Source organism: Pseudomonas sp. LFM046 (assembly GCF_000949385.2).
Taxonomy (GTDB): Bacteria; Pseudomonadota; Gammaproteobacteria; order Pseudomonadales; family Pseudomonadaceae; genus Metapseudomonas.
Genome location: NZ_JYKO02000001.1, coordinates 5,621,499 through 5,645,458 on the forward strand (window position 1 = coordinate 5,621,499; position 23,960 = coordinate 5,645,458).

General features: G+C 65.0%; 24 protein-coding genes. 16 read left to right on the forward strand and 8 right to left on the reverse strand.

What is annotated here, in order from left to right; genetic code table 11:
• Positions 1–71 precede the first annotated feature (71 nt).
• From TQ98_RS25830 to TQ98_RS25840, 3 genes are read right to left on the reverse strand one after another with little or no spacing between them, the layout of a single operon-like run.
• The gene (locus tag TQ98_RS25830; protein WP_082073251.1) at positions 72–275 is read right to left on the reverse strand and encodes a DUF1289 domain-containing protein; all 204 of its coding nucleotides are present in this window, start codon (positions 273–275) and stop codon (positions 72–74) included.
• Entirely contained in the window at positions 256–591 is a 336-nt protein-coding gene (gene cyaY, locus TQ98_RS25835) for an iron donor protein CyaY (RefSeq protein WP_177410229.1), read from the reverse strand. The genes TQ98_RS25830 and cyaY overlap by 20 nt, the downstream gene beginning before the upstream one ends.
• 3 nt (positions 592–594) lie before the next feature.
• A complete protein-coding gene (locus tag TQ98_RS25840; RefSeq protein WP_044873188.1) occupies positions 595–1,644 on the reverse strand; it encodes an AraC family transcriptional regulator in 1,050 nt (349 codons plus the stop codon).
• Positions 1,645–1,783: 139 nt separating this feature from the next.
• On the opposite strand from TQ98_RS25840, the gene TQ98_RS25845 reads away from it, so the two are divergent.
• From TQ98_RS25845 to TQ98_RS25870, 6 genes are read left to right on the forward strand one after another with little or no spacing between them, the layout of a single operon-like run.
• A complete protein-coding gene (locus tag TQ98_RS25845) occupies positions 1,784–1,924 on the forward strand; it encodes a lipoprotein (RefSeq protein WP_003457568.1) in 141 nt (46 codons plus the stop codon).
• A 14-nt stretch (positions 1,925–1,938) separates the two neighbouring features.
• Positions 1,939–3,186 carry a diaminopimelate decarboxylase gene (gene lysA / locus TQ98_RS25850; RefSeq protein ID WP_044873189.1) on the forward strand — a complete coding sequence of 416 codons (1,248 nt, stop codon included), beginning with the start codon at positions 1,939–1,941 and terminating at the stop codon, positions 3,184–3,186.
• Between the two features lie 10 nt (positions 3,187–3,196).
• The gene (gene dapF, locus TQ98_RS25855) at positions 3,197–4,027 is read left to right on the forward strand and encodes a diaminopimelate epimerase (protein WP_044873190.1); all 831 of its coding nucleotides are present in this window, start codon (positions 3,197–3,199) and stop codon (positions 4,025–4,027) included.
• Positions 4,024–4,725 carry a DUF484 family protein gene (locus TQ98_RS25860; RefSeq protein ID WP_044873191.1) on the forward strand — a complete coding sequence of 234 codons (702 nt, stop codon included), beginning with the start codon at positions 4,024–4,026 and terminating at the stop codon, positions 4,723–4,725. Before dapF ends, TQ98_RS25860 begins: the two co-directional genes overlap by 4 nt.
• 29 nt (positions 4,726–4,754) lie before the next feature.
• Entirely contained in the window at positions 4,755–5,651 is an 897-nt protein-coding gene (gene xerC / locus TQ98_RS25865; RefSeq protein WP_044873192.1) for a tyrosine recombinase XerC, read from the forward strand.
• Complete coding sequence (locus TQ98_RS25870; protein WP_044873193.1) at positions 5,648–6,352, forward strand: HAD family hydrolase; 705 nt, start codon at positions 5,648–5,650, stop codon at positions 6,350–6,352. Before xerC ends, TQ98_RS25870 begins: the two co-directional genes overlap by 4 nt.
• A 211-nt stretch (positions 6,353–6,563) precedes the next feature.
• Here TQ98_RS25870 and sutA read toward each other — a convergent pair whose 3' ends face one another.
• From sutA to glnK, 4 genes are all read right to left on the reverse strand, one after another.
• On the reverse strand, positions 6,564–6,881 hold the full coding sequence (sutA, locus tag TQ98_RS25875; RefSeq protein WP_044873194.1) for a transcriptional regulator SutA: 318 nt from the start codon (positions 6,879–6,881) through the stop codon (positions 6,564–6,566).
• 76 nt (positions 6,882–6,957) lie between these two features.
• Complete coding sequence (locus TQ98_RS25880; RefSeq protein WP_044873195.1) at positions 6,958–7,383, reverse strand: secondary thiamine-phosphate synthase enzyme YjbQ; 426 nt, start codon at positions 7,381–7,383, stop codon at positions 6,958–6,960.
• A gap of 139 nt (positions 7,384–7,522) precedes the next feature.
• On the reverse strand, positions 7,523–8,842 hold the full coding sequence (locus TQ98_RS25885; RefSeq protein ID WP_044873196.1) for an ammonium transporter: 1,320 nt from the start codon (positions 8,840–8,842) through the stop codon (positions 7,523–7,525).
• A gap of 39 nt (positions 8,843–8,881) precedes the next feature.
• Complete coding sequence (gene glnK / locus TQ98_RS25890; RefSeq protein WP_003457590.1) at positions 8,882–9,220, reverse strand: P-II family nitrogen regulator; 339 nt, start codon at positions 9,218–9,220, stop codon at positions 8,882–8,884.
• Positions 9,221–9,633: 413 nt separating this feature from the next.
• Here glnK and TQ98_RS25895 point away from each other — a divergent pair, with 413 nt between their 5' ends.
• From TQ98_RS25895 to TQ98_RS25935, 9 genes are all read left to right on the forward strand, one after another.
• Positions 9,634–9,897: an accessory factor UbiK family protein gene (locus TQ98_RS25895; RefSeq protein ID WP_044873197.1), complete on the forward strand. Its 264-nt coding sequence runs from the start codon at positions 9,634–9,636 to the stop codon at positions 9,895–9,897.
• A gap of 38 nt (positions 9,898–9,935) precedes the next feature.
• Complete coding sequence (locus tag TQ98_RS25900) at positions 9,936–11,432, forward strand: YifB family Mg chelatase-like AAA ATPase (protein WP_044873198.1); 1,497 nt, start codon at positions 9,936–9,938, stop codon at positions 11,430–11,432.
• A gap of 123 nt (positions 11,433–11,555) precedes the next feature.
• On the forward strand, positions 11,556–13,532 hold the full coding sequence (gene betT / locus TQ98_RS25905) for a choline BCCT transporter BetT (protein ID WP_044873199.1): 1,977 nt from the start codon (positions 11,556–11,558) through the stop codon (positions 13,530–13,532).
• A 191-nt stretch (positions 13,533–13,723) separates the two neighbouring features.
• Positions 13,724–14,539 (forward strand): TlpA disulfide reductase family protein, encoded by an 816-nt coding sequence (locus TQ98_RS25910; protein WP_044873200.1) that lies wholly within the window; start codon positions 13,724–13,726, stop codon positions 14,537–14,539.
• A gap of 385 nt (positions 14,540–14,924) precedes the next feature.
• On the forward strand, positions 14,925–15,527 hold the full coding sequence (locus tag TQ98_RS25915; RefSeq protein WP_044873201.1) for a fimbrial protein: 603 nt from the start codon (positions 14,925–14,927) through the stop codon (positions 15,525–15,527).
• Positions 15,528–15,583: 56 nt separating this feature from the next.
• Complete coding sequence (locus TQ98_RS25920) at positions 15,584–16,306, forward strand: molecular chaperone (RefSeq protein ID WP_044873202.1); 723 nt, start codon at positions 15,584–15,586, stop codon at positions 16,304–16,306.
• Between the two features lie 96 nt (positions 16,307–16,402).
• Positions 16,403–18,916, forward strand: a complete 2,514-nt coding sequence (locus tag TQ98_RS25925; RefSeq protein WP_044873203.1) for a fimbria/pilus outer membrane usher protein — start codon at positions 16,403–16,405, stop codon at positions 18,914–18,916.
• Positions 18,876–19,988: a fimbrial protein gene (locus tag TQ98_RS27965; RefSeq protein WP_146036041.1), complete on the forward strand. Its 1,113-nt coding sequence runs from the start codon at positions 18,876–18,878 to the stop codon at positions 19,986–19,988. The genes TQ98_RS25925 and TQ98_RS27965 overlap by 41 nt, the downstream gene beginning before the upstream one ends.
• A 168-nt stretch (positions 19,989–20,156) precedes the next feature.
• On the forward strand, positions 20,157–21,230 hold the full coding sequence (locus tag TQ98_RS25935) for a fimbrial protein (protein ID WP_044873204.1): 1,074 nt from the start codon (positions 20,157–20,159) through the stop codon (positions 21,228–21,230).
• A gap of 151 nt (positions 21,231–21,381) precedes the next feature.
• Here the strand turns inward: TQ98_RS25935 and TQ98_RS25940 are convergent, their stop codons facing one another.
• The gene (locus TQ98_RS25940) at positions 21,382–22,299 is read right to left on the reverse strand and encodes a LysR substrate-binding domain-containing protein (RefSeq protein ID WP_044873460.1); all 918 of its coding nucleotides are present in this window, start codon (positions 22,297–22,299) and stop codon (positions 21,382–21,384) included.
• Positions 22,300–22,435: 136 nt separating this feature from the next.
• Here TQ98_RS25940 and TQ98_RS25945 point away from each other — a divergent pair, with 136 nt between their 5' ends.
• Positions 22,436–23,833, forward strand: coding sequence for a NorM family multidrug efflux MATE transporter (locus tag TQ98_RS25945; protein WP_044873205.1), 1,398 nt, complete (start codon positions 22,436–22,438; stop codon positions 23,831–23,833).
• Positions 23,834–23,960: the final 127 nt, after the last annotated feature.

The following is a 23,960-nucleotide window of genomic DNA, read 5'->3' on the forward strand; positions in this document are numbered from 1 at the left end:
TGTCTGCCCGGACAAATTGCCCGGAGTCCCGACAGTACGTCAGCGTGGCGGCGATTGGCAAGACCGCTCGGTCAACCCGGCGTCGGGCGCCGTCGCTGCTGGGCCGCAGCGCAGATTTCACGGCGGCGCGGGTCGCTGGCCTGGCCCCATTCGCAGATTTCCGCCAGGGTCCGGCCGCATCCTACGCAGACGTCGGTATCGTCCAGACAACAGCGTCGGACGCACGGCGACGGGTGCCGTGCCGGTGGCGCGGTGTCAGAGTTCGTCGAACTCAAGGTCTTCGCCCGCCTGCTCGCGGGTCACACGGCTGAGCAGCTCGCCCAGGGGCTCGTCGCTGCTGTCACAGATCCAGCGTCCGCTGGCTTCGTCGTAATCGAAGTGGAAGCCCCCCGAACGCGCCGCCACCCAGAGCTGACGGAGCGGCTCCTGGCGGCTGAGGATCACCTGGCTGCCGTTCTCGAAACGCACGGTGAGCACACCGCCGCTGTTTTCCAGGTCCAGATCCAGGTCGCTGTCATCGAATGCGTCTTCCACGCGTTCCTGGGTTTCGTCGACCAGGTCGTGGAATCGGGCTTCGCTCAAACTCATCAGGGTTTACCTCAGGGCATTTGGGGGTAAAGGGCGACGGTACTCGCCGAGGCTTTGTCCGGTCCAGCGGCGGAAGGCACGCCCCAGGGAACCGGGCTCGCTGAAACCGACCAGGAAGGCGATATCGGCCAGCGCCAGGGCCGGATCGCGCAGATAGTGCAGCACCAGCTGCTGGCGCGTCTCGTCCACCAACTGGCTGAAGGATAACCCGGCCTCGCGCAGACGGCGCTGCAGGGTGCGCGGGCTGAGAGTCAGGGCCTCGGCCAGGCGCTCCAGGTCCGGCCCATCGGTGGCCAGCTGGGTAGCCAGCTGCTCGCGGGCGCGGTCCAGCACGCTGTGGCCCTGGCGCAATTCGGCCAGCAGGCGTTCGGCGTACTCATCGAACAGGCGGCGCACGTCGGCGTCGGCCTGGCCCAGGGGTGTCGCCAGCAGACGCGTGGGAAAGACCAGGGCATTGTCCGCCTGGCCGAACAGCACCGGGCAACGGAAGATCCGCTGGTGCTCCGAGGTGTCCGCCGGTGCCGGGTGCTGGAAGCGCACTTCGGTGGGCGGGATATCCAGCCCGGTGATCCAGCGGCCGAAGGTCACCCAGCCGGCCAGGGTCTCCTCCGCCAGCAGGGCGCGCTGTTGCGGCATCAGGGATTCCCAGCTGTGGGCTACCTGGGGCTCCAGGCCCTCGCGTGCCGGCTCGTCGGCCAGCTCGACCCGCCCCAGGTTACCCACCAGCGCCGCATAGCGCGCCTGGCGGTGCAAGGCGTCGGCCAGGGTGGCGCAGCTCATCAGCAGGTAGCCCAGCACGCCGTAGTGGCCGGGTCGCACCGCTTCGCCCAGGTGCAGACCCAGATACGGATCGCCGGACAAGCGCGCGGCCTGGCCCAGCAGCTCCAGATAGGCGCTGGCGGCGATGCGCTGGTCACGCTGGGCGAGGATGGCGGGCGTCAGCTGCACGTGCCCCAGCAGCTCGGCGGGGGCCACACCGGACTGGCCAAGACGCTCCACCAGGCCCTGCAGATAGGCGACCGAGACCGAGCCGGCAAGGGATGCGGCGTTGTCCATGGGATCTCCTTTTTCAGCCGCCAATGCTAGCCCCGCACAGGCCCGCAGGCCACGCCGGACGGGAATTTCACTGAATAGGCAAGGCGTCGGGGGGTCGGTATACTCCGGAACAATTCACGTTTTCTGCAAGGACTCCGTCATGAAGCGACTCCACGCCCCTTTCGTCGCCCTGCTCGCTGTCGCCTGCCTGCTGGCCGGCTGTGGCCAGAAAGGCCCGCTGTACATGCCTGACGACGAAAAAGCAGCGAAAGAACACCAGAAAGACGTGTACATCCGCTGATCGGGGGAACAGCCATGGACGCTTTCACTTACCGCGACGGAGAGCTGTTCGCGGAAGGCGTAGCGCTGTCCGACATCGCCGCCCGCTTCGGTACGCCCACCTACGTCTATTCCCGCGCCGCCATCGAGGCAGGCTACAAGGCCTATGCCGATGCACTGGCCGGTACCCCGGGCATGATCTGCTACGCGGTCAAGGCCAATTCGAACCTCGGCGTGCTGAACCTGCTGGCGCGCCTCGGTGCGGGCTTCGACATCGTCTCCAGCGGCGAGCTGGAGCGGGTCCTGGCCGCCGGTGGTGCCGCCGAGCGCATCGTCTTCTCCGGCGTCGGCAAGACCCGTGACGACATGCGCCGCGCCCTGGAGGCCGGCGTGCACTGCTTCAACGTGGAGTCGCGCAACGAGCTGGAACGCCTGCAGAACGTGGCCGCTGCCATGGAAGTGAAGGCCCCGGTTTCCCTGCGGGTGAACCCGGACGTGGATGCCGGCACCCACCCCTACATCGCCACCGGGCTCAAGGAAAACAAGTTCGGCATCTCCATCGACGAAGCGGAAGCGGTCTACGCCCAGGCGGCCAGCCTGCCGAATCTCGATGTGATCGGCGTCGACTGCCACATCGGCTCGCAGCTCACCAGCCTGGAGCCCTTCCTCGACGCCCTCGACCGCCTGCTCGCGCTGATCGACCGCCTGACCGCACGCGGCATCGCCATCCGTCACCTGGACCTCGGCGGCGGCCTCGGCGTGCGCTATCGCGACGAACAGCCGCCCCTGCCCGGCGAATACCTCCAGGCCGTGCGCCAGCGCCTGGCGGGCCGCAACCTGGAGCTGCTGTTTGAACCCGGCCGCTCCATCGTGGCCAACGCCGGTGTCCTGCTCACCCAGGTGGAATACCTCAAGCACACTGAACACAAGGATTTCGCGGTGATCGACGCGGCCATGAACGACCTGATCCGCCCGGCGCTTTACGACGCCTGGATGGACGTGGTGCCGGTGCAGCCCCATGCCGGCATCGAGCGGACCTACGACCTGGTCGGCCCGATCTGCGAAACCGGCGACTTCCTCGCCCGCGAACGCAGTCTGGTGCTCGCCGAGGGCGACCTGCTGGCGGTACGTTCCGCCGGCGCCTACGGTTTTGTGATGAGCTCGAACTACAACACCCGCGGCCGCGCCGCCGAGGTGCTGGTGGATGACGAGCAGGCCTACGAAGTGCGCCGCCGCGAAACCATCGAAGACCTTTACGCCGGCGAAAGCCTGCTGCCGCAGTGAGGGCGCATCCATGCTATTGCGCTTCACCAAGATGCACGGCCTCGGCAACGACTTCATGGTCCTCGACCTGGTCAGCCAGCACGCCCACATCCAACCCAAGCACGCCAAGCAGTGGGGCGACCGCCACACCGGCATTGGCTTCGACCAGTTGCTGATCGTCGAAGCGCCGACCAACCCGGACGTCGACTTCCGCTACCGCATCTTCAACTCCGACGGCTCGGAAGTGGAACAGTGCGGCAATGGCGCCCGCTGCTTCGCCCGCTTCGTCCTCGACAAGCGCCTGACCGTGAAGAAGCGCATCCGCGTCGAGACCAAGTGCGGCATCATCGAACTGGATGTGCGCCCCGATGGCCAGGTCACCGTGGACATGGGCCCGCCGCGCCTGGTCCCACAGCAGATCCCCTTCGTCGCCGATGCCGAAGCCCTGAACTACCCGGTCGAAGTGGACGGCCAGACCGTCGAACTGGCCGCCGTCTCCATGGGCAACCCCCATGCGGTGCTGCGGGTCGATGACGTGGCCAGCGCGCCGGTCCACAGCCTGGGGCCGAAGCTGGAGCACCATCCGCGCTTCCCGCAGCGGGTGAACGTCGGCTTCCTGCAGATCGTCGACCGCAAGCAGGCCAAGCTGCGCGTCTGGGAACGTGGCGCCGGGGAAACCCAGGCCTGCGGCACCGGCGCCTGCGCCGCTGCGGTGGCGGCGATCCGCCAGGGCTGGATGGATTCCCCGGTGCAGCTCGACCTGCCGGGCGGCCGCCTCTCCATCGAGTGGGCCGGCCCGGGGCACCCCGTAATGATGACCGGACCCGCCGTCCGCGTATTCGAAGGACAGGTTCGCCTATGACCGACCAGCACCAGGACCAGCCGCATCACCTCGACTCCGAGACGGTGGCCGCTTATCTGCGCCTCCATCCGGAGTTCTTCGTCCAGCATGAAGAACTGATTCCGGAAATGCGCATCCCGCACCAACCGGGTGATGCCGTTTCCCTGGTGGAACGTCAGATCAAGCTGCTGCGCGAGCGCAACATCGAGATGCGCCATCGCCTGTCGCAATTGATGGACGTGGCCCGGGAAAACGATCGGCTGTTCGACAAGACCCGCCGCCTGGTGCTCGACCTGCTCGACGCCTCCAGCCTGGAGGAAATCGTCGGCGCGGTGGAGGACAGCCTGCGACACGAGTTCCAGGTGCCCTTCGTCAGCCTCATCCTGTTCAGCGAAAACACCCTGCCGGTGGGTCGCAGCGTCAGCGCCGCCGAAGCGCACCAGAGCATCGGCGGCCTGCTGGCCGGCGGCAAGACCATCTGCGGCGTGCTGCGCGGCCATGAGCTGGAATTCCTCTTCGGCGCCGAAGATCGCGACCAGGTCGGCTCCGCCGCCGTGGTCAGCCTGGTCCACCAGGGCCTGCACGGCGTACTGGCCATTGGCAGCCCGGACCCGCAGCACTACAAGAGCTCGCTGGGCACGCTGTTCCTCGGCTATGTGGCCGAGGTCCTGGCCCGGGTGCTGCCGCGCTTCGCAACACCGCTGCGCTCGGTGAGATAGTCCGCCGCGGCGCATTCCAAGGAAGTCCCATGCACGCCGACCTGGATGCCTACCTGAACCACCTGCGCAGCGAGCGCCAGGTCTCGGCCCACACCCTGGACGGCTACCACCGGGACCTGCTGAAGGTCCGCGCGCTCTGCGAGAAAGCCGGCATCGCCGACTGGACGGACCTCGACGTCCGTACCCTGCGCAGCTTCGTCGCCCGGCTGCACCAGGACGGACTCTCCAGCCGCAGCCTGGCCCGCCTGCTGTCAGCGGTGCGCGGCCTCTACCACTACCTGATCCGCGAAGGACGCTGCCGCCACGACCCGGCCAACGGCCTCGCCGCGCCCAAGGGCGCCCGCCGCCTGCCCAGGGCACTGGACGCCGACCGCACCCAGCAACTCCTGGACGGCGCCGTGGAAGACGACTTCATCGCCCGCCGCGACCAGGCCATGCTGGAGCTTTTCTATTCCTCCGGCCTGCGCCTGTCCGAACTGGTGGGCCTGGACCTCGACGGGCTCGACCTCTCCGACGGCCTGGTGCGCGTCCGCGGCAAGGGCAACAAGACCCGCGAACTGCCGGTCGGCCGCAAGGCCCGCGAGGCACTGGAAGCCTGGCTGCCCCTGCGCGCCGCAGCCAACCCCGGCGACGGCGCTGTGTTCATCAGCCAACAGGGCCGTCGCCTGACGTCACGGGCCATTCAGCTGCGGGTGCGCCAGGCGGGGGTTCGTGAATTGGGCCAACATTTGCACCCGCACATGCTGCGGCATTCCTTCGCCAGCCATATGCTGGAGTCATCCCAGGACCTGCGGGCGGTACAGGAACTGCTCGGCCACGCCGACATCTCCACCACCCAGATCTATACCCACCTGGACTTCCAGCACCTGGCCTCGGTCTACGACAAGGCCCACCCCAGAGCCAAGCGACGCGGAGCGGACGAATGAGCATCCAGCTGATCACCTTCGACCTGGACGACACCCTCTGGGACAACCGCCCCGTCATCGAGGGCGCGGAAGCAGCCATGCGCGACTGGCTGCTGGAGCACACACCGGCCCTCGGTGCGCTGCCGGTGGAACATCTCTGGGCCATCCGGGCTGACGTCCTGGCTGCAGAGCCCGGCCTCAAGCACCGCCTGAGCGAGCTGCGTCGCCGCACCCTGCGCCGGGCGCTGGAAGGCGTCGGCTACTCCGCCGATGACGCCGTGGACCTGGCCGAAGGCGCCTTCCAGGCCATGCTCCAGGCACGCCACCGCATCACCTTCTACCCCGACACCGTGCCCACCCTGGAGCGCCTGGCCAATCGCTACAGCCTGGGCGTCATCACCAACGGCAACGCCGACGTGCGCCGCCTCGGCCTGGCGGACTTTTTCAAGTTCGCCCTCTGCGCCGAGGAACTGGGCATCGGCAAGCCGGACCCGACGCCCTTCCTCGAAGCCCTCAAGCGTGGCGGCGTGAACGCAGGGGAAGCCGTGCACATCGGCGACCACCCGGCTGACGATATCGAAGGCGCGCGCCGCGCCGGCCTGCGCGCCATCTGGTTCAACCCGCTGGGCAAAACCTGGGACGGCGAGCAATTGCCGGACGCCGAGATCGCCAGCCTGCGCGAGCTGCCCGACGTGCTGGCGCGCTGGGCCAGGTGGCATTGATAGATGCGCCTCACCCGTAGGGTGGATCACGCTTCACCGATCCACCGTCGACATTCGGCATGACTGCTAGCGGCGCCTCATGGGGCTGCTTCGCAGCCCCTGGCGATTGAGATCGCCCCTACGCCAGAACGAGCCGCCCCAACCTTTCCCTCACATTCCATCGCCCATGAAAAAGCCCGCCAATAGCGGGCTTTTTCCACGGGGGCCGACCTCAGATGGGGCGGCTGCCGTACTTGCTGTCAGGCTTCTTTGGCGGGTCGGCCACTACGTTGGGCTCAACCTCCTGCACCTTGCCGCCACGGGCCAGGAACTCTTCCATCGCCCTGGCCAGTGCATCACGCTCTTTCTGCTTGGCTTCGATACTAGGCATTTCCTCGACTTCAACAGCGGCCTTGGACTTGCCCTTCCCGGAGGGGGCAGCGACCTCGCCTTCGTCGTCGCCTTCGCCTTCATCGGCTGCAGCCAGCTCCTCGCCGTCTTCCTCGTCGGCCGCTTCCAGCTCGTCTTGTTCCAGATCTTCGTCGCTCATGTTCTACCTCATGCCTTGCCGAAGCAGGTTAGTTATAGCCCAGCTGCGCCAGCTTTCTAACGCTGCCAGAAAAAATTCAGGACACCTCGCCATGGAGGGTCGCCAGCACCCGGCGCGCACCACCCTGATCACGGTGCTCTCCCAGGTAGACACCCTGCCAGGTGCCGATTGCCAGTTGCCCGTCCCGGACGGGCAGACTCAGTTGGCAGCCAAGCAGGCTGCCCTTGAAGTGCGCGGGCAAATCGTCCGGCCCTTCATAGTCATGTTCATAGCCGCTTTCACCCTGAGGCACCAGGCGATTGAAGAATCGCTCGAAGTCCCGCCGCACCGCGGGATCCGCATTCTCGTTGACCGTCAGGGACGCCGACGTATGTTGCAGCCAGAGGTGCAACAGACCGACGCGATAGCGCCTCAGTTCCGGCAGTGCCGCCAGGATTTCCTCAGTGACCAGATGGAAGCCACGAGGTCTTGGGCGCAAGGTGATCAGGGTCTGCTGCCACATCCGCAAATGCCTGTCTCGGCTCGTACGGGCGGCATTCTAGCGCGGCGGATGAAAAAGCAAAGGGCGCCTTGCGGCGCCCTTTTTGGCGTTGCTGCCAAGTCCCCCCGCCGGCATCCGCCAAGCGGGGAAATCTGTGGGATCAGAGGTTGTAGCCACGCTCGTTATGCTGAGCCAGATCGAGGCCGACGGTCTCTTCCTCTTCGTTCACGCGCAGCCCCATGACCACGTCCAGCACCTTCAGGATCACGAAGGTCACGATACCGGTGTAGACCACGGTGAAGGCCACGCCCTGGAACTGGGTGAACAGCTGGGCGCCGATGTCTTCCACGGTGCCGAAACCACCCAGGGAAGGCGCCGCGAACACGCCGGTCAGCAGGGCACCGATGATGCCGCCGATACCGTGCACGCCGAAGGCGTCCAGGGAGTCGTCGTAGCCCACCTTGCGCTTCAGGCTGGTGGCGCAGAAGTAGCACAGCACGCCGGCAACCAGGCCGATGATCAGGGCACCCATCGGGCCGACGGTGCCGGCAGCCGGGGTGATGGCAACCAGGCCGGCGACCACGCCGGACGCAATGCCCAGGGCGCTCGGCTTACCGTGGGTCAGCCACTCGGCGAACATCCAGCCCAGGGCGGCGGCGGCGGTGGCGATCTGGGTGACCAGCATGGCCATGCCGGCGGTGCCGTTGGCGGCCACGGCGGAACCGGCGTTGAAGCCGAACCAGCCGATCCACAGCATGGCGGCGCCCATCAGGGTGTAGCCCAGGTTGTGCGGGGCCATCGCGGTGTGCGGGTAGCCCTTGCGCTTGCCCAGCACCAGGCACGCCACCAGGCCAGCCACACCGGCGTTGATGTGCACCACGGTGCCGCCGGCGAAGTCCAGCACGCCCCAGTCCCACAGCAGGCCGCCGTTGCCGCTCCACACCATGTGGGCGATCGGCGCGTAGACCAGGGTGAACCAGACGCCCATGAAGATCAGCATGGCGGAGAACTTCATGCGCTCGGCGAAGGCGCCGACGATCAGGGCCGGGGTGATGATCGCGAAGGTCATCTGGAAGGTGATGAACACGCTCTCGGGCACCGCATACACCAGGCTGCTGGTGTTCAGGCCACTGAGGAAGGCTTTGCTCAGGCCACCCACGAAGGAATTGAAGTTGATCACCCCCTGCTCCATGCCGGTGGTGTCGAAGGCCATGCTGTAGCCGTAGACCACCCAGAGGATGCTGATCAGGCCGGTGATGGCGAAGCACTGCATCATCACCGAAAGGACGTTCTTGGAGCGCACCATGCCGCTGTAGAACAGCGCCAGGCCGGGAATGGTCATGAACAGGACCAGCGCGGTGGAGACCATCATCCAAGCCGTGTCACCGCTGTTCAGCACCACCTCGTCAGCGGCCAGGGCCAGGCCGGGGGAAACGAGGGACAAAAGGGCTCCTAGCCCTGCGATCTTACGCAGAGTCATGTTGTTTTCTCCTGGGGCTTTGGGGGTTCGGCGGCTGGGTTAGATCGCGTCTGTGCCGGTTTCGCCGGTACGGATACGAATGGCCTGTTCCAGATTGACGACGAAGATCTTGCCGTCGCCGATCTTGCCGGTGTTGGCTGCCTTGGTGATGGCCTCGATGACACGATCCAGCTGGTCGTCGGCAATGGCCACGTCGATCTTCACCTTGGGCAGGAAATCGACAACGTATTCAGCGCCACGGTACAGCTCCGTGTGGCCTTTCTGCCGTCCGAAGCCCTTGACCTCGGTGACAGTGATGCCCTGCACGCCGATTTCCGACAACGACTCGCGCACGTCGTCGAGCTTGAAAGGCTTGATGATGGCGGTGACTAGCTTCATGAAACTCACTCCCGTGTTTGGTTGACTTGCCCCAGGAAAAACACGAACCCGGCCCAAGTCTAAGCGCAGTGTCTGGCTTTTGTAACGCGTCGGACCGCCCTGGCTCGGCACTCCGACTCAAACCAACCGCTTCTGGCGAGACGCTCCCCCGTCTCGCCTGGTGCACCGGAACTGCATCGGTGCATGCGTCGATGTCCTCCAAGCAGAATTCTTGCCAGCTCTACACAAAGTGCGATTTTTCAAGCAGATACCGGCCGGATGCCGGCTGCGGGCCGCATCATGCACCTCGGAGTCGCACCAAAGGAGTGCGCTGCGCCCCGGGTCATTGCTCAAAAAGTGTGCGCCGCCCGTTACCGGCTTGGTGCGCCGGCCCCGTGGTAGACTCCCGCCCATTCACCTACGGATACCCCACCATGCTGCCGCCCAAAGCCCTGCTCGACACTCTCGCCGCCACTGCCTCGCGCCTGTTCAGCAGCGACAGTCCGCTGCCCCGCGCCGAGGTCGAGGCCCAGTTCAAGGCCCTGCTGCAGAGCGCATTCGGCAAGCTCGACCTGGTCAGCCGGGACGAGTTCGATAGCCAGATGGTGGTGCTCTCCCGCACCCGCTCACGCCTGGAGGCCCTGGAAGCCAAGGTCGCCGAGCTGGAAGCCAAGCTGAACCCGCCGCCCACGGAGTGATCCCGCTCCGGCCCGGCGGACCGATCAAGGAGTGATCAATGTCCCTGGCCATCGTCCACAGCCGCGCGCAGGTCGGCGTCGAAGCCCCTGCCGTGACCGTCGAAGCCCACCTCGCCAACGGCCTCCCCTCCCTCGCCCTGGTAGGCCTGCCGGAAACGGCCGTGAAGGAAAGCAAGGACCGCGTGCGCAGCGCGATCCAGAACAGCGGCTTCGACTTCCCACCGCGCAGAATCACCCTCAACCTGGCACCCGCCGACCTCCCCAAGGATGGCGGCCGCTTCGACCTGGCCATCGCCCTGGGCGTGCTCGCCGCCAGTGGCCAGTTGCCCGGCGCGGCGCTGGAAGACGTCGAGTGCCTGGGCGAACTCGCCCTCTCCGGTGCCCTGCGCCCAGTACAAGGTGTGCTGCCGGCGGCGCTGGCCGCCCGCGCCGCCGGACGCACCCTGGTGGTGCCTCGGGAAAATGCCGAAGAAGCCAGCCTGGCCAGTGGCCTGAAGGTTCTCGCAGCCGGACATCTGCTGGAGCTCACCGCGCACTTCGCCGGCCATACCCCACTCGCCCCCTACGAACCCCAGGGCCTCCTGCAGGACCGCCCGCCCTACCCCGACCTCGCCGAGGTCCAGGGTCAGGTCGCCGCCAAGCGCGCCCTCCTGGTGGCCGCGGCCGGCTCCCATAACCTGCTGTTCTGTGGCCCGCCCGGCACCGGCAAGACGCTGCTCGCCAGCCGCCTGCCCGGCCTGCTGCCGCCCCTGGAAGAAGACGAGGCGCTGGAAGTGGCGGCGATTCACTCGGTCGCCAGCCACGCGCCGCTGCGAACCTGGCCCCCGCGCCCCTTCCGCCATCCGCACCACAGCGCGTCCGGCGCGGCTCTGGTGGGCGGCGGCAGCCGCCCGAAACCCGGCGAAATCACTCTCGCGCACCAGGGCGTGCTGTTCCTCGACGAGCTTCCGGAGTTCGATCGCAAGGTGCTCGAAGTGCTGCGCGAGCCGCTGGAAAGCGGCGAAATCGTCATCGCCCGCGCCAACGACAAAGTGCGCTTTCCCGCTCGCTTCCAACTGGTCGCCGCGATGAACCCCTGCCCCTGTGGATATCTCGGCGACCCCGGCGGGCGCTGCCGCTGCACCCCGGAACAGATCCAGCGCTATCGCAACAAACTCTCCGGCCCGCTGCTGGATCGCATCGACCTGCACCTGACCGTCGCCCGCGAAGCCACCGCCCTGGCGCCGCCCACCAGCAGTGGCCCCAGCAGCGCCGAAGCCGCCATCGAAGTCGCCCGGGCGCGGCGTCTGCAGCTCCAGCGCCAGGGCTGCGCGAATGCCTTTCTCGACCTCAATGGCCTGCGCCAGCACTGCGCCCTGGACAGCGCCGACCGCACCTGGCTGGAAGACGCCTGCGAGCGCCTCAACCTCTCCCTGCGCGCGGCCCACCGCATTCTGAAAGTCGCCCGCACCCTGGCCGACCTCGAATGCACGGAGCGAATCGCCCGCCATCACCTGGGAGAAGCCCTGCAATACCGACCGTCAACCCAGGCGTGAGCCGGAAATCAACAACCAAAACTATCAGACATATCTTATTCAAAAGTCTGGCTCTATTGATCGTGCTAGGATTGCGCGCCTTCCGCCCTTGGCGGCCATCCGATTAAAAGGAGAGCTAGCTCAATGGAGGCAATCAAGTCTTCGCCATCCACCCTCAACCCGCCGGTCTTTTTCGGCTCCGCAATCCTCATTATCGCCCTGGTGCTGTTCAGCACCCTCGCCCGTGACAAGGCGCAAGCACTGTTCGGTGAAATCCAGAACTGGATCGTGCTGAACGCCAGCTGGTTCTACGTGCTCAGCGTGGCGCTGATCCTCATCACCGTGCTCTTCCTCGCCGTCAGCCGTCTCGGCGACATCAAGCTGGGACCCGACCACAGCCAGCCCGACTACACCAACGGCACCTGGTTCGCCATGCTGTTCGCCGCCGGCATGGGCATCGGCCTGATGTTCTTCGGCGTCGCCGAACCCCTGATGCATTACATCAACCCGCCAGTGGGCGACCCCAACACTGTGGCCGCGGCGAAGGAAGCGATGAAGCTCACCTTCTTCCACTGGGGCCTGCATGCCTGGTCGATCTACGCCATCGTCGCGCTGATCCTGGCCTACTTCTGCTACCGCCACGACCTGCCCCTCACGCTGCGCTCGGCGCTCTACCCACTGATCGGCGATCGCATCTTCGGCCCCATCGGCCACGCTGTGGATATCTTCGCCATCCTCGGCACCGTGTTCGGCATCGCCACCTCGCTCGGCTACGGCGTGCTGCAGATCAACAGCGGCCTGCATCACCTGTTCGGCCTGCCGGTGGGCGTGCCGGTGCAGTTGGTGCTGATCGCCGTCACCTGCGCCCTCGCCACCCTTTCGGCGGCCAGCGGGCTGAACAAGGGCATCCGCGTGCTCTCCGAACTCAACCTCGCCCTGGCGGCGCTGCTGATGCTGCTGGTCCTGATCCTCGGCCCCACCGTGTTCCTGCTGCAGACTTTCGTGCAGAACACCGGCGGCTATCTCTCCGAGATCGTCAGCAAGACCTTCAACCTCTACGCCTACGAACCCACCGACTGGATCGGCGGCTGGACCCTGCTCTACTGGGGCTGGTGGCTGTCCTGGTCGCCGTTCGTGGGGCTGTTCTTCGCGCGCATCTCCCGTGGGCGCACCATCCGCGAATTCGTCTGCGGCGTACTCTTCGTCCCGGCCGGCTTCACCCTGCTGTGGATGACCATCTTCGGTGACACGGCCATCCACATGGTGCTGCAGCAGGGCGTGACCAGCCTGGTGGATACCGTCCGCGAGGACAGTTCGCTGGCCCTCTTCGCCTTCCTCGAACAATTCCCCTTCTCCACCCTGCTGTCGCTGATGGCGGTGATGATGGTGGTGGTGTTCTTCGTCACCTCCGCCGACTCCGGCGCCCTGGTGCTCGACATGCTGGCCTCCGGCGGGAAAGAGAACACGCCGCTCTGGCAGCGGCTGTTCTGGTCGATCCTCACAGGCGTGGTAGCCATGGCCCTGCTCCTGGCCGACGGACTCAAGGCCCTGCAGACCGCCACCATCGCCAGCGCCCTGCCCTTCGCCGTGGTGCTGCTGGCCGCCACCTGGGGACTGCTCAAGGCCCTGCGCCTGGACGCCACCAAGCGCGACATCCGCTACCAGGCGCTCAACCTCTCGCGCCCGGCCCAGCGCCAGGAAGGCGGCTGGCAGCGGCGCCTGCGCACCATCCTGATGTTCCCCCGCCGCGCCCACGTCACCCGCTTCATCGACGACGTGGTGCGCCCGGCCTGCGAGGAAGTAGCCGAGGAACTGCGCAAGCAGGGCTGCGAGGTGGAGCTGCAGAACGGCGAAGACGGCCGCTGCAAGCTGAGCGTCAGCCACGGCAATGAAGTGGACTTCTCCTATGAAGTGCGCCCCCGCGCCCTGCTCCTGCCCCGCTTCGCCGCCCGTGACAGCAGCGAGGAAAATGGCGACGCCCGCAAATACTTCCGCGCCGAAGTCCACCTGCGCGAAGGCGGTCAGGACTACGACGTGATGGGCTGGAGCCGCGACGAAGTCATCGGCGACCTCCTCGACCAGTACGAGAAGCACCTGCACTTTTTGCATGTGGTGCGCTGAGAAGCGCCCTGCCTGCTGTGGTCTCCCTCACCCCAACCCTCTCCCAAAGGGAGAGGAGCCGGGGCGGGCCGCGTTCGGAAGAGGGAAGCGTTGCCCCCGCACCGATCATCCCGAAACATTTATCCACAGCCCGGCGCTGCCTCACCGGCGCCGGGCTGCGATACTCGCCGCCTCGTTCACCGGAACCCGGCATGACCAGCCTCAACCTTGGCCCCCTCGCCATCCCGATGCAGCATGCGCTGCTCTATCTCGGCTTCTTCACCGCGCTGCTCGCCGGCTGGTTGGCTGGCCGCAAGCGCGGGGCCAACCCCGAGGGGGCGCTGTTCGCCATGCTGCTGGGCGGCCTGCTGGTCGCGCGATTGGCGTTCGTCGGCCAGTACGGGGAACAGTACGCCTCGGCACCACTCGCCCTGGTGGATATCCGCGACGGCGGCTTCCTGCTCTGGCCTGGCATCGTCACAGCCGCAGGGGTGGGATGCTTGCTCGCCAGGCGCAGGCCGATGCTGCGCCAGCCACTGGCGATCGCCCTACTGGTAGGAGGCAGCTTCTGGGGCGGCGGGCAGGCGATGGTCTCGGCGCTGGAACAGGGCCGCCAGCTACCGGAACTGAGCCTGATGGACCTGCAAGGTCGCAAAGTGGAGCTCCGCGAACTGGACGGCCGACCGCTGGTCATCAATCTCTGGGCCACGTGGTGCCCGCCCTGCCGCCGCGAGTTGCCGGTGCTGGAGGCCGCGCAAAAGGCCCATCCGGAGGTGCGTTTCCTGTTGGTGAACCAGGGCGAGCACGCCGAAGCCGTAACCCGCTACCTGTCCGAACAAGGGCTGGCTCCCAGCGGCGTTCTGCTGGACAGCGGCAATCGCCTGGGCCAGGCCACCGGCTCCTTCGGCCTGCCCACAACCCTCTTCTATGACGCGAATGGCCGGCAGCAGCGCAGCCATATGGGCGAGCTTTCCAGTGCGAGCCTGGTCCATGGCCTGCGCCAACTGGGTGAATCCGGCGAGCCTTGATCGATATCCGGCCCATTGGCGCCATCCGGCCAGAGCGCAGAGATTTTCAGCGACCTCCCCCTCCAGAACTCCCCACATTGACTCCACAAGAACTTCTCCAACTTCCGAACATCGACACTAGGAGTTTGCGAAGATCATTGTAGGAAATTACTTGCAAAGATTAATTCCCCCTTAATCTTTAATATTTCCCGTCCCTATTGATATCAGACAAGGCAAATAATCCTACAAGCCATCTTGTAGGAAAAACCCTACAGCCCTGGAGGAAGCATCTTTCCCGGCTAGCCGGACTGTCTTTATTGATACCCCTGCTGATTTCCTTAAAACTTTTCTGGCTCTTATGGAGTTCAATCCCGCAATACTCAATTAGCAAAAAGGAAGTCCAATCGTGTCTATCCAAATCAAAGGCATTCTCGCCGCCGCCGTAGCCGGCCTCATCGCCAGCGCCAATACCGCCATGGCTGCCGACGGCACCATCAACTTCACCGGTGATATCGTCGCCGCCTCCTGCAACATTACCGGCGGTGCCGGCACCAACGTCGGTGGCAGCAAGGGCAACCAGACCATCGACGTCAACCTCGGCAAGGTCTCCATCGACGCCCTGGGCAGCACCGCTGGCGGCGGCATCGCGGGCGGTACCAACATCAACATGAACCTGGACTGCGGCAGCACCGGTACCGGCCTGACCACCGTCAAGGTCAAGTTCGACCCGAAATCCGGCTCCGGCATTGACACCACCAACGTCAGCCTGCTGAAAACCACCGGTACCGCCACGGGCGTCGGCATCGGCATCTACGACGACAGCGGCAAGCTGCTGAACCTGTCGGCCAACGAAACCTTCGATGCGCCGCTGATCAAGGAAGGCACCGACCCGGACTTCACCTACAAGGCCGAGCTGAACCTGCGCGCCGGTTACGTGAAGTCCGGCACCGCCAAGCCTACAGCAGGTACTGCCAACGGCACCCTGCCCTTCACCCTGACTTACAACTAAGTCCTGCCAAGGCGGAGGGGTATTTCATACCCCTCCCTTCCAGACGCGAGCTCATCATGAAACCTGTACTGTCTTCCAGAATTCTCTGGGCCGGCATCCTGTTGCTGTCTTCCGGCCTGGCCAGCGCCGGGATCACCCTCGGCGGCACCCGGGTAGTTCTGCAGGCCCCCGCGAAGGAGGCGTCGATCCTGGTGAAGAACCAGGCGCCACAGGACGTCATGGTTCAGTCCTGGATGGAGGCCGAAAATGGCAACGGCACCCAGGATGTTCCCTTCGCCATTACCCCGCCCCTCAGCCGGCTGGGGGCCAACAAGCAGCAGACGCTGCGCGTCCTCTTTCAAGGCCAGGGCCTGCCCACCGACCGGGAGTCCGTGTTCCGCCTGAGCGTCCAGGAGATCCCGCAGAGGGCCAAGTCGGACAACAGCCTGCAGATCGCACTGCGCCAGCGCATCAAGGTCTTCTACCGCCCGGCCGACCTGCCGGGAACCGCAGCGGATGCACCCAAGGAACTGAAGTGGCGCCTGCTCCGCCAGGGCGGCAAGGCCGTCATGGAAGTGACCAACAACTCCGCATTCCATGTGTCCCTGGCCGATGTGAAGTTGCAGAACGGCAGCAAGTCCTACGCCGTATCGGCCGATATGGTTCCGCCAAAGTCGAGCCGTCAATTCGATATCAAGGGACTTTCCGCCGATGCCGCAAGTAGCGGCATGAAAATCGAGTTTGAAAACGTCAACGATTTCGGCGGACTCGATAAGAACTCCAGCCCCCTGATCAACTGATCAATACCCACACGAGGCAGTCGACTCAAGACTGCCTTCACCAAGGACAGGTCTCTTTCCAAGCAACGCTGGGAAACTAACCCAAGGAACAAACTCGTGGCCATTTTCCGGAAAAAGTTCAACTTCAAAATTGCCGCTTATTCCGGGCCATCCTGTTTCATGGCTCTGGGACTGGCACTTCCCCATATTGCCCACGCCGTGGAATTCAACGACGAATTCCTGATCAAGAATGGCGACGGCCCGGTCGAACTCAAGTATTTCGAGCAGGGCAGCGCGGTACCGCCTGGCTCATACAACGTCGACATCTACCTGAACCAGTCGATGATCCGCCGCCAGGACGTCAACTTCAGCGCCAGCCCCGAGACCGGCGAAGTCCGCGCGGTAATCCAGGTCGGCCTGCTCAGGGACCTGGGCGTCGATGTACCCCGGCTGATGCGGGACAACCTCATCCCGGCCAACCTGGACAACAACACGCCACTGAACATCACCGAGCTGATTCCCGGCGCCTCGGTGGAGTTCGACGTCAACAACCTGGCCCTGCTGGTCAGCGTGCCGCAGATGTACGTCAAGCGGCATGCCCAGGGCTATGTCGACCCGTCCCTCTGGGACGATGGCGTCACCGCCCTCTTCACCAACTACCAGGCCAACTTCAACCGCAACACCAACCGGGGCCAGACCAGCGACTACCGCTACCTCGGCTTGCGCAACGGCTTCAACCTGCTGGGCTGGCGCCTGCGCAACGACTCGTCCCTCAGCGGCGGAACCGGCATGCGCAACAAATTCACCAGCAGCCGCACCTACGTCGAGCGCGATATCCGTCGCCTGAAGGGCACCCTGGCCCTGGGCGAGCTCTACACCCAAGGCGAGATCTTCGACAGCGTGCGCATGCGCGGCGTGCAACTGCAGTCTGACATCGGCATGCAACCCGACAACGAGATCGGCTACGCGCCGGTGGTGCGCGGCATCGCCGAAACCAACGCAACGGTGGAAGTGAGCCAGAACGGCTACGTGATCTACTCCACCAGCGTCTCGCCGGGCGCCTTCGAGATCACCGACATCTACCCCAGCGGCTCCAATGGTGACCTGGAGATCAAGATCATCGAGGCCGACGGGCGCCAGCGCACCTTCAAGCAGTCCTACTCCTACCTGCCGGTGATGACCCGCAAAGGCAGCCTGCGCTACAGCATGTCCGCCGGCGAGTACCGCACCGACGGCCAGCCCTCCCCCAAGTTGGTGCAGGGCACGGCGGTCTACGGCATGACCGACAACGTCACCGGCTACGGCGGCCTGCTCGCGGCGGAGAAGTACAACGCGGTCAACGCCGGCGTGGGCCTCAACACACCCATTGGCGGCATGTCGGGGGATATCACCCACAGCCAGTCCGATACCCGGCGGGACGGCAGGAACCAGGGGCAGAGCGTGCGCTTCCTCTACTCCAAGACCATCAACGCCACCGACACCAACTTCACCATGGTGGGTTACCGCTACTCCACCGAGGGCTACCGCACCCTCAGCCAGCATGTGGAGGACCTGTCCAGCCAGGACTTCCTCAACAGCCTCAGCCTCGGACGGCAGAAAAGCCGCCTCGACCTGACGGTGAACCAGACCCTGTTCCGCCGCAGCTCGGTCTACCTCAGCGCTGGCGAAACCACTTACTGGAACCGCCAGGGCAGCACCCGCCGCTGGCAGTTCGGCTACAGCAGCAGCGTCAAGGACGCCAGCTACAGCCTGGCCGTTTCCCGCACCCAGGACACCGGCCCGATCGGCCAGTCGGATACCCAGTTCACCGCGTCCATCAGCATCCCCCTGGGCAGCAGCAGCCGCTCCCACCGGGTCTATGCCAACGCCATTTCCTCCCAGCATGGCGACTCCAGCCTGCAGAGCGGCGTGTCCGGGTATCTGGACGAGCAGAACACGGTCAACTACTCCGCCCAGGCCGGCCACAGCAAGGACAACGGCAGCTCCGGCAGCGTCGGCCTGGGCTGGGATACCGCCACCGCCAAGCTGAGCGCCAACTACAGCCAGGGACGGGACAACAAGCACGTGGACCTGGGCGCCTCCGGTGCCATGGTGCTGCACAGCGGCGGCGTCACGTTCGGCCAGCCGGTGGGGGAGACCTTCGCCCTGGTGGAAGTGCCCGACGTCGGAGGAGTGGGCATCGAAGGCTACGGCTCGGTCCGCACCGACGGCCGCGGCTACGCCGTGGTGCCCTACATGCAACCCTACCGCTATAACTGGGTGAACCTGGATACCGCTACCTTCGGCACCGACACCGAGATCAGCGAAAGCTCACAAATGCTGGTGCCCACCCGCGGCGCCGTAGTCCGCAAGCGCTTCACCGCTGAAACCGGCCGCCGCGTTCAGTTCGACCTGAACCTGGACGCTGGCGAAAAAGTCCCCTTCGGCGCCCAAGCCTACGACGACAAGGAGAAGGTCGTCGGCATGGTGGACAACCTCTCCCGCCTGCTGGTGTTCGGTATCGCCGACCAGGGCCGCCTCCTCATCCGCTGGAGCGAAGGCAGCTGCGTGGCCAATTACCAACTGCCTCCGAAGAACAAGGACCTCGCCTATGAACGCGTCGCACTCGCCTGTCGCAAGCCCTCCGCCTGAGCGGTTCGGCCCCAACCCGCACCTTCAGAGCCATCGGCATACCCCCACGTACAGACACCAGATTGCCAGCCGCAAAGTCTCTCCACGACTGATCCTTGCCGCGTTGGCACTCTTCTGCGGCGCCGGGCAAGCCCTGGCTGGCGATTGCACGCTTGCTTCCGGTAAGCCGACCGAGCAGTTCCTGGGAGCATTTCCCGCCAGTGTCACGCTGAAAGCGGCGAACATAGGCCAAGTCATGGCAGAGTTCACTCAACCCTTCGGCACGAGCCACAGCTGGGAGTGCTGGGTAGCCACTTTTGGCATGAAGGCAATCACCTCAACACTTGCACTCGATGGCACATCCGAGAACATCTTCCAGACAGGGATACCCGGGGTGGGTATCCGCTTTAGATTCAACTCCACCAGCTCCTATTGGGGGATCAACAGGTATCCGCCATTCAGCACGAGGCTACTTCCGGGAGCTACTGTCCAAATATGGAGCCCCTCCACAGTAACCGTCCAATTCATTCGGATCGCCATGGAGGTGGGGCGGGGGGATATCACGGCTTTCGACATCAACTCCGAGATCTACTGGGGATCCAATAAGCCCGTCAAGGTCACAGGTACAGGCCTGAAGACCAAGATTGTGAACAATATCTACTACACCAGCTGCTACAACCCTTCCCCCGATCCCACGGTGAACATGGGCAGGCCCGCCGCCGCCCACATCAAGCGTGGCGAGGTGACCGAGCATCCCTTCGCGCTGAGCATCCGATGCGACGGCTTGAATCCCACCACCAAGCCGCCGGTGAAGATCTACTTCGAAGGTGACTCCCCAAGTGATGGGCGACTGAAACTCACGGGGCAGGCCCAACCCGGCGTGGCCAACGGCGTAGGCATTTCGCTGAAGGACGACAAGGGCACCCCCCTGCCATTTGCCAAGGATCGGGCCTTGTCGCTGACCTGGCAGCGCAGCGCCGTTAACGCCGAGTTCTACCGTTTCTCCGGCAAGGCCAAGTACATCGCCACCGGCGGCAATATCAAGCCCGGCAGCGCGAACGCCACCATGACCTACATCCTGGAATACAACTAGGCACTGTGGGGGCGAATTCATTCGCTGGGTCTTTGCGTAGTAGAGAACGATCCAGGAGACCTCCGCTTAGGGCCGTCGCCTCAATCCCGGCAGTTCAAAGCCGCTTGGGTATATGTTTGACACGAGCCCTTCAGCAGCGGCTGACGGATCAGGAAGACAACGGACCATATGAAACATATTCCTTCCCGCAAGAGGCAGCTTATCGCTCTAGCCTTTCTCATGCTCTCACCCATACCGGCGTTTGCCGCATGCCAGTCGATCGAGGCCATGTCGATCACGATGAAACCTTATTCCACTTCTGGCCCTGCCGACGGCAACTGGATTGGCCAGCAGATAGGCGACTGGGGCGGTGCGCAGACGAACTACAAGGTATTCGACTTCACCGGCGGGGCATGCAAGTACGGGGCTATAAGTTGGGCGACTCCTACGACACAACCGTTGGCTGGGGTCACGCATGTCGACGCAGGTGTTTCATATCCGGTCTACCCATCGGGCATCCCCGGCATTGGTTACGTGATAGGCATTCGGGATCCCAAAGGAAGCCAATGGACCAGCGTCCGGCCGCCGGATGTCACGGTATATCCTGGACCGGGGACCGCAACGACTCCCCAGAGCAGTCTGGGTTTTACCTTTCAGGTAAAACTGATTGCCACCGGACGGCTCCAGGCGGGGAGCCATACCCTGCCGAGCAAAACAGTCGCGACTCTGCAGGTCGCGGACTCGGATGGCCTGGCAATTCCCGGCGCCCTTACTGTCGACCTTAGAATTCTTGGCACGACCATCAACGTGAGCGCCACCGGTTGCACGGTAACGCAAGGGGCCAAGCAAACGGTTACCCTGCCGCCCGCCTATACGGGAGAGTTCAAGGGGGGGATGGGCTCGATCCTGCCGCAATCCGCCAGCTTTTCCGTCGGCGTGACCTGCGATCCGAATATCGCGCTGTACGCGACCATGTCAGATGCCTCGACACCCGGTAATACAAGCGATGTACTCAGCCTGGCCCGATCCTCCACCGCAGCCGGTATCGGCTTGAAACTGTTCAAGTTCGGTGAATCGACGCCGCTGAAGTTCGGCCCTGACTCTTCCGCCAGAGGAAATACCAACCAGTGGTATGTCGGCAAGAGCTCCTCCGCTGTCAGGAACTTCACGGTCCCCTTCCGGGTCAATTACGTCCAGACAGCGCCTGAGGTAAAGGCCGGCAAGGTTAATGCGCAGAGCACCATCACCTTCTCCTATCAGTAGTCGACGCTGCATCCGGGAAGGAGGTTCCATTGGCCCCTTCCGCGCCTTCCCAGCAACTTTCGCGAGGGGCAGACCTGCGGTCTGCTTGGCGATTGAAGTTCGCCCATCCGCAATGCCCTGAACTCTGGCCCCCATCCGCTGCACGGCTCCGCTATTCCAGCAACTCCACCGCCGGCAGTTGCATGGCAGCCATTTCGTCCTGGAGGAAGTCGCGCAGTCTGCGTAGGCGATCCTGGCCGCTGCGGGCGCGGGGCCAGACCAGGTAGTAACTGTCTCCACTCGCCACGGCGGTTGGCCAGGGCAAGCCGATGCGGCCCTGGGTGACATCTTCGGCCACCATCACTAGGTCGCCGATGGATACCCCGTAGCCACGGGAGGCGGCGACGATGCCCAGCTCCAGGGTGTCGAACACCTGGCCACCCTTGAGGGACACCTCTTCCCCGAGCCCCATGTGTTGCAACCAGCGGCGCCAGTCACGGCGATCCGGCGTGGGGTGCAGCAGTTCGGTGGCCTGCAGGCGCTCCAGCGTCCAGGGCTGGGCCGCCGCCGAAGGCTCGCAAACCGGGATCAGCCATTCGCTGAACAGCAGGGTCACCTCCCAGTCCTGGCTGAAGTGGCCATCGCTGAGCAGCACCGCGCAGTCGAAGGGTTCGTGCTGGAAGTCCACCTTATCCACATCCATCCAGGCGCTGGTGAGCTGCACCTCGATGTCGGGATTGAGGTGGCGGAAGCGGCTCACGCGCGACAGCAGCCAGCGCATGGTGAGGGTGGAAGGTCCCTTCAGGCGCAGGGTGGCGTCGTCGACCCGCAGGGTGGTGCAGGCACGCTCCAGCGCATCGAAGCCATCGCGCAGGCCGGGCAACAGCATGCGCGCCGGCTCGGTGAGCTGCAGGCTGCGTCCCTGGCGTTCGAACAGGCGGCAGGAGAAGTGTTCTTCAAGGGTGCGGATATGCCGGCTCACCGCGCTCTGGGTGATGGCCAGTTCCTCAGCGGCGCGAGTGAAGGAGGCATGGCGTGCGGCGGCCTCGAAGGCGCGCAGGGCGTAGAGCGGGGGCAGGCGGCGGGACATGAGGCGATCCATGAGTAAAGGTCATGCGAGGCATCATTTTTTTCCTTTTGTGCCGCCGCTTCAAGGCTCGGAAAATTGCCAATTCTCCAGCCGGCCAAAGGGATTGGCCGGCGTAGCAGAATAGTGAGCCTTACTCATGCCGCAACGCATTCGCAATGAACTGGTGGCCATCCTACGCCTGGCCGGCCCGCTGATCGCAGCCCAACTGGCCCACGTGCTGATGGTGTTCACCGATACCGTGATGATGGGCCTGATCGGCCCGGACGCCCTGGCCGGCGGCGGACTCGGTGCGTCCAGCTATTCCTTCGTGTCGATCTTCTGCGTCGGGGTGATCGCCGCCGTAGGCAACCTGGTCGCGATCCGCCACGGAGCAAACGACGTCTTGGGCGCCACGCGGCTGACCCAGAGTGGTCTCTGGCTCGCCCTTGGCATGGCACTGGCGGCGGGCCTGCTGCTGTGGAACCTGAAGCCCATCCTGCTCGCCTTCGGCCAGGCACCGGAGAGCGTGGAAGGTGCCATGCAGTTCCTGTCTACCCTGGTCTTCGCCCTGCCCGGCTACCTGGGTTTCATGGCCTTGCGCGGCTTCACCAGCGCCATTGGCCGGCCGGGGCCGGTGATGGCCATCAGCATTGGCGGCGCCCTGGCCAACTTCCTGCTCAACTACGCGCTGATCCACGGCCTGTTCGGCCTGCCGCGCCTGGGCCTGGCGGGTATCGGCCTGGTCACCGCCCTGGTGATGAACGCCATGGCGCTGCTGCTCACCTGGCATATCGTGCGCAACCCGGCCTATGCCGCCTACCCGCTGCTCAAGGGCCTGCTGCGGCCGTCCCGCGAGGCCTTGACCGAGCTGCTGCGCCTGGGCCTGCCCATCGGCGGCACCTATGCGGTGGAATCCGGCCTGTTCGCCTTCGCCACCCTGTGCATGGGCGCGCTGGGCAGCACCCAGTTGGCGGCGCACCAGATCGCCATCCAGTCGGTGTACGTGGCCTTCATGGTGCCGGTGGGGATTTCCTACGCGGTGACCTTCCGCATCGGCCAGCACTATGGCGCCGGCCGCCTGGAAGACGCGCGCCGCGCCGGGCGCCTGGGCATCGGCTTCGGCGCGGCGTGCATGCTGGCCTTTGCCATGCTGTTCTGGGTCGCGCCGGAGCTGGTGGTGGGGCTGTTCGTCGACCACGAGGCGAAGGAATTCCAGGACATCGTGCAACTGGCTGTGAGCCTGCTGGCGGTGGCGGCCTGGTTCGAGCTGTTCGACGGCACCCAGACCATCGCCATGGGCGCCATCCGTGGCCTCAAGGACGCCAAGACCACCTTCCTGGTGGGCCTCGTCTGCTACTGGCTGGTGGGCGCGCCCGCGGCCTGGCTGCTGGCCTTCTCGATGGGCTGGGGCGCCGTGGGCGTCTGGTGGGGCCTGGCCTTGGGCCTGGCGTGCGCGGCGCTGGGGCTGACCTTGGGGTTCGAGTGGAAGACGGCGCGGTTGTTGCGGCCGGACGTGGAGGCAGCATCAGGCCGGACGATCGGGATTCATTTGTAGGGGCCAATTCGTAGGATGGGTCGGGCGGCGTTCCGCGAGCGGAGCGATGCCCATGCGGAAAGAGCTGATGGGTATCGCAAGCTCCACCCATCCTACGGAAACGAATTCAATCGGGAGTTGGCGCGCC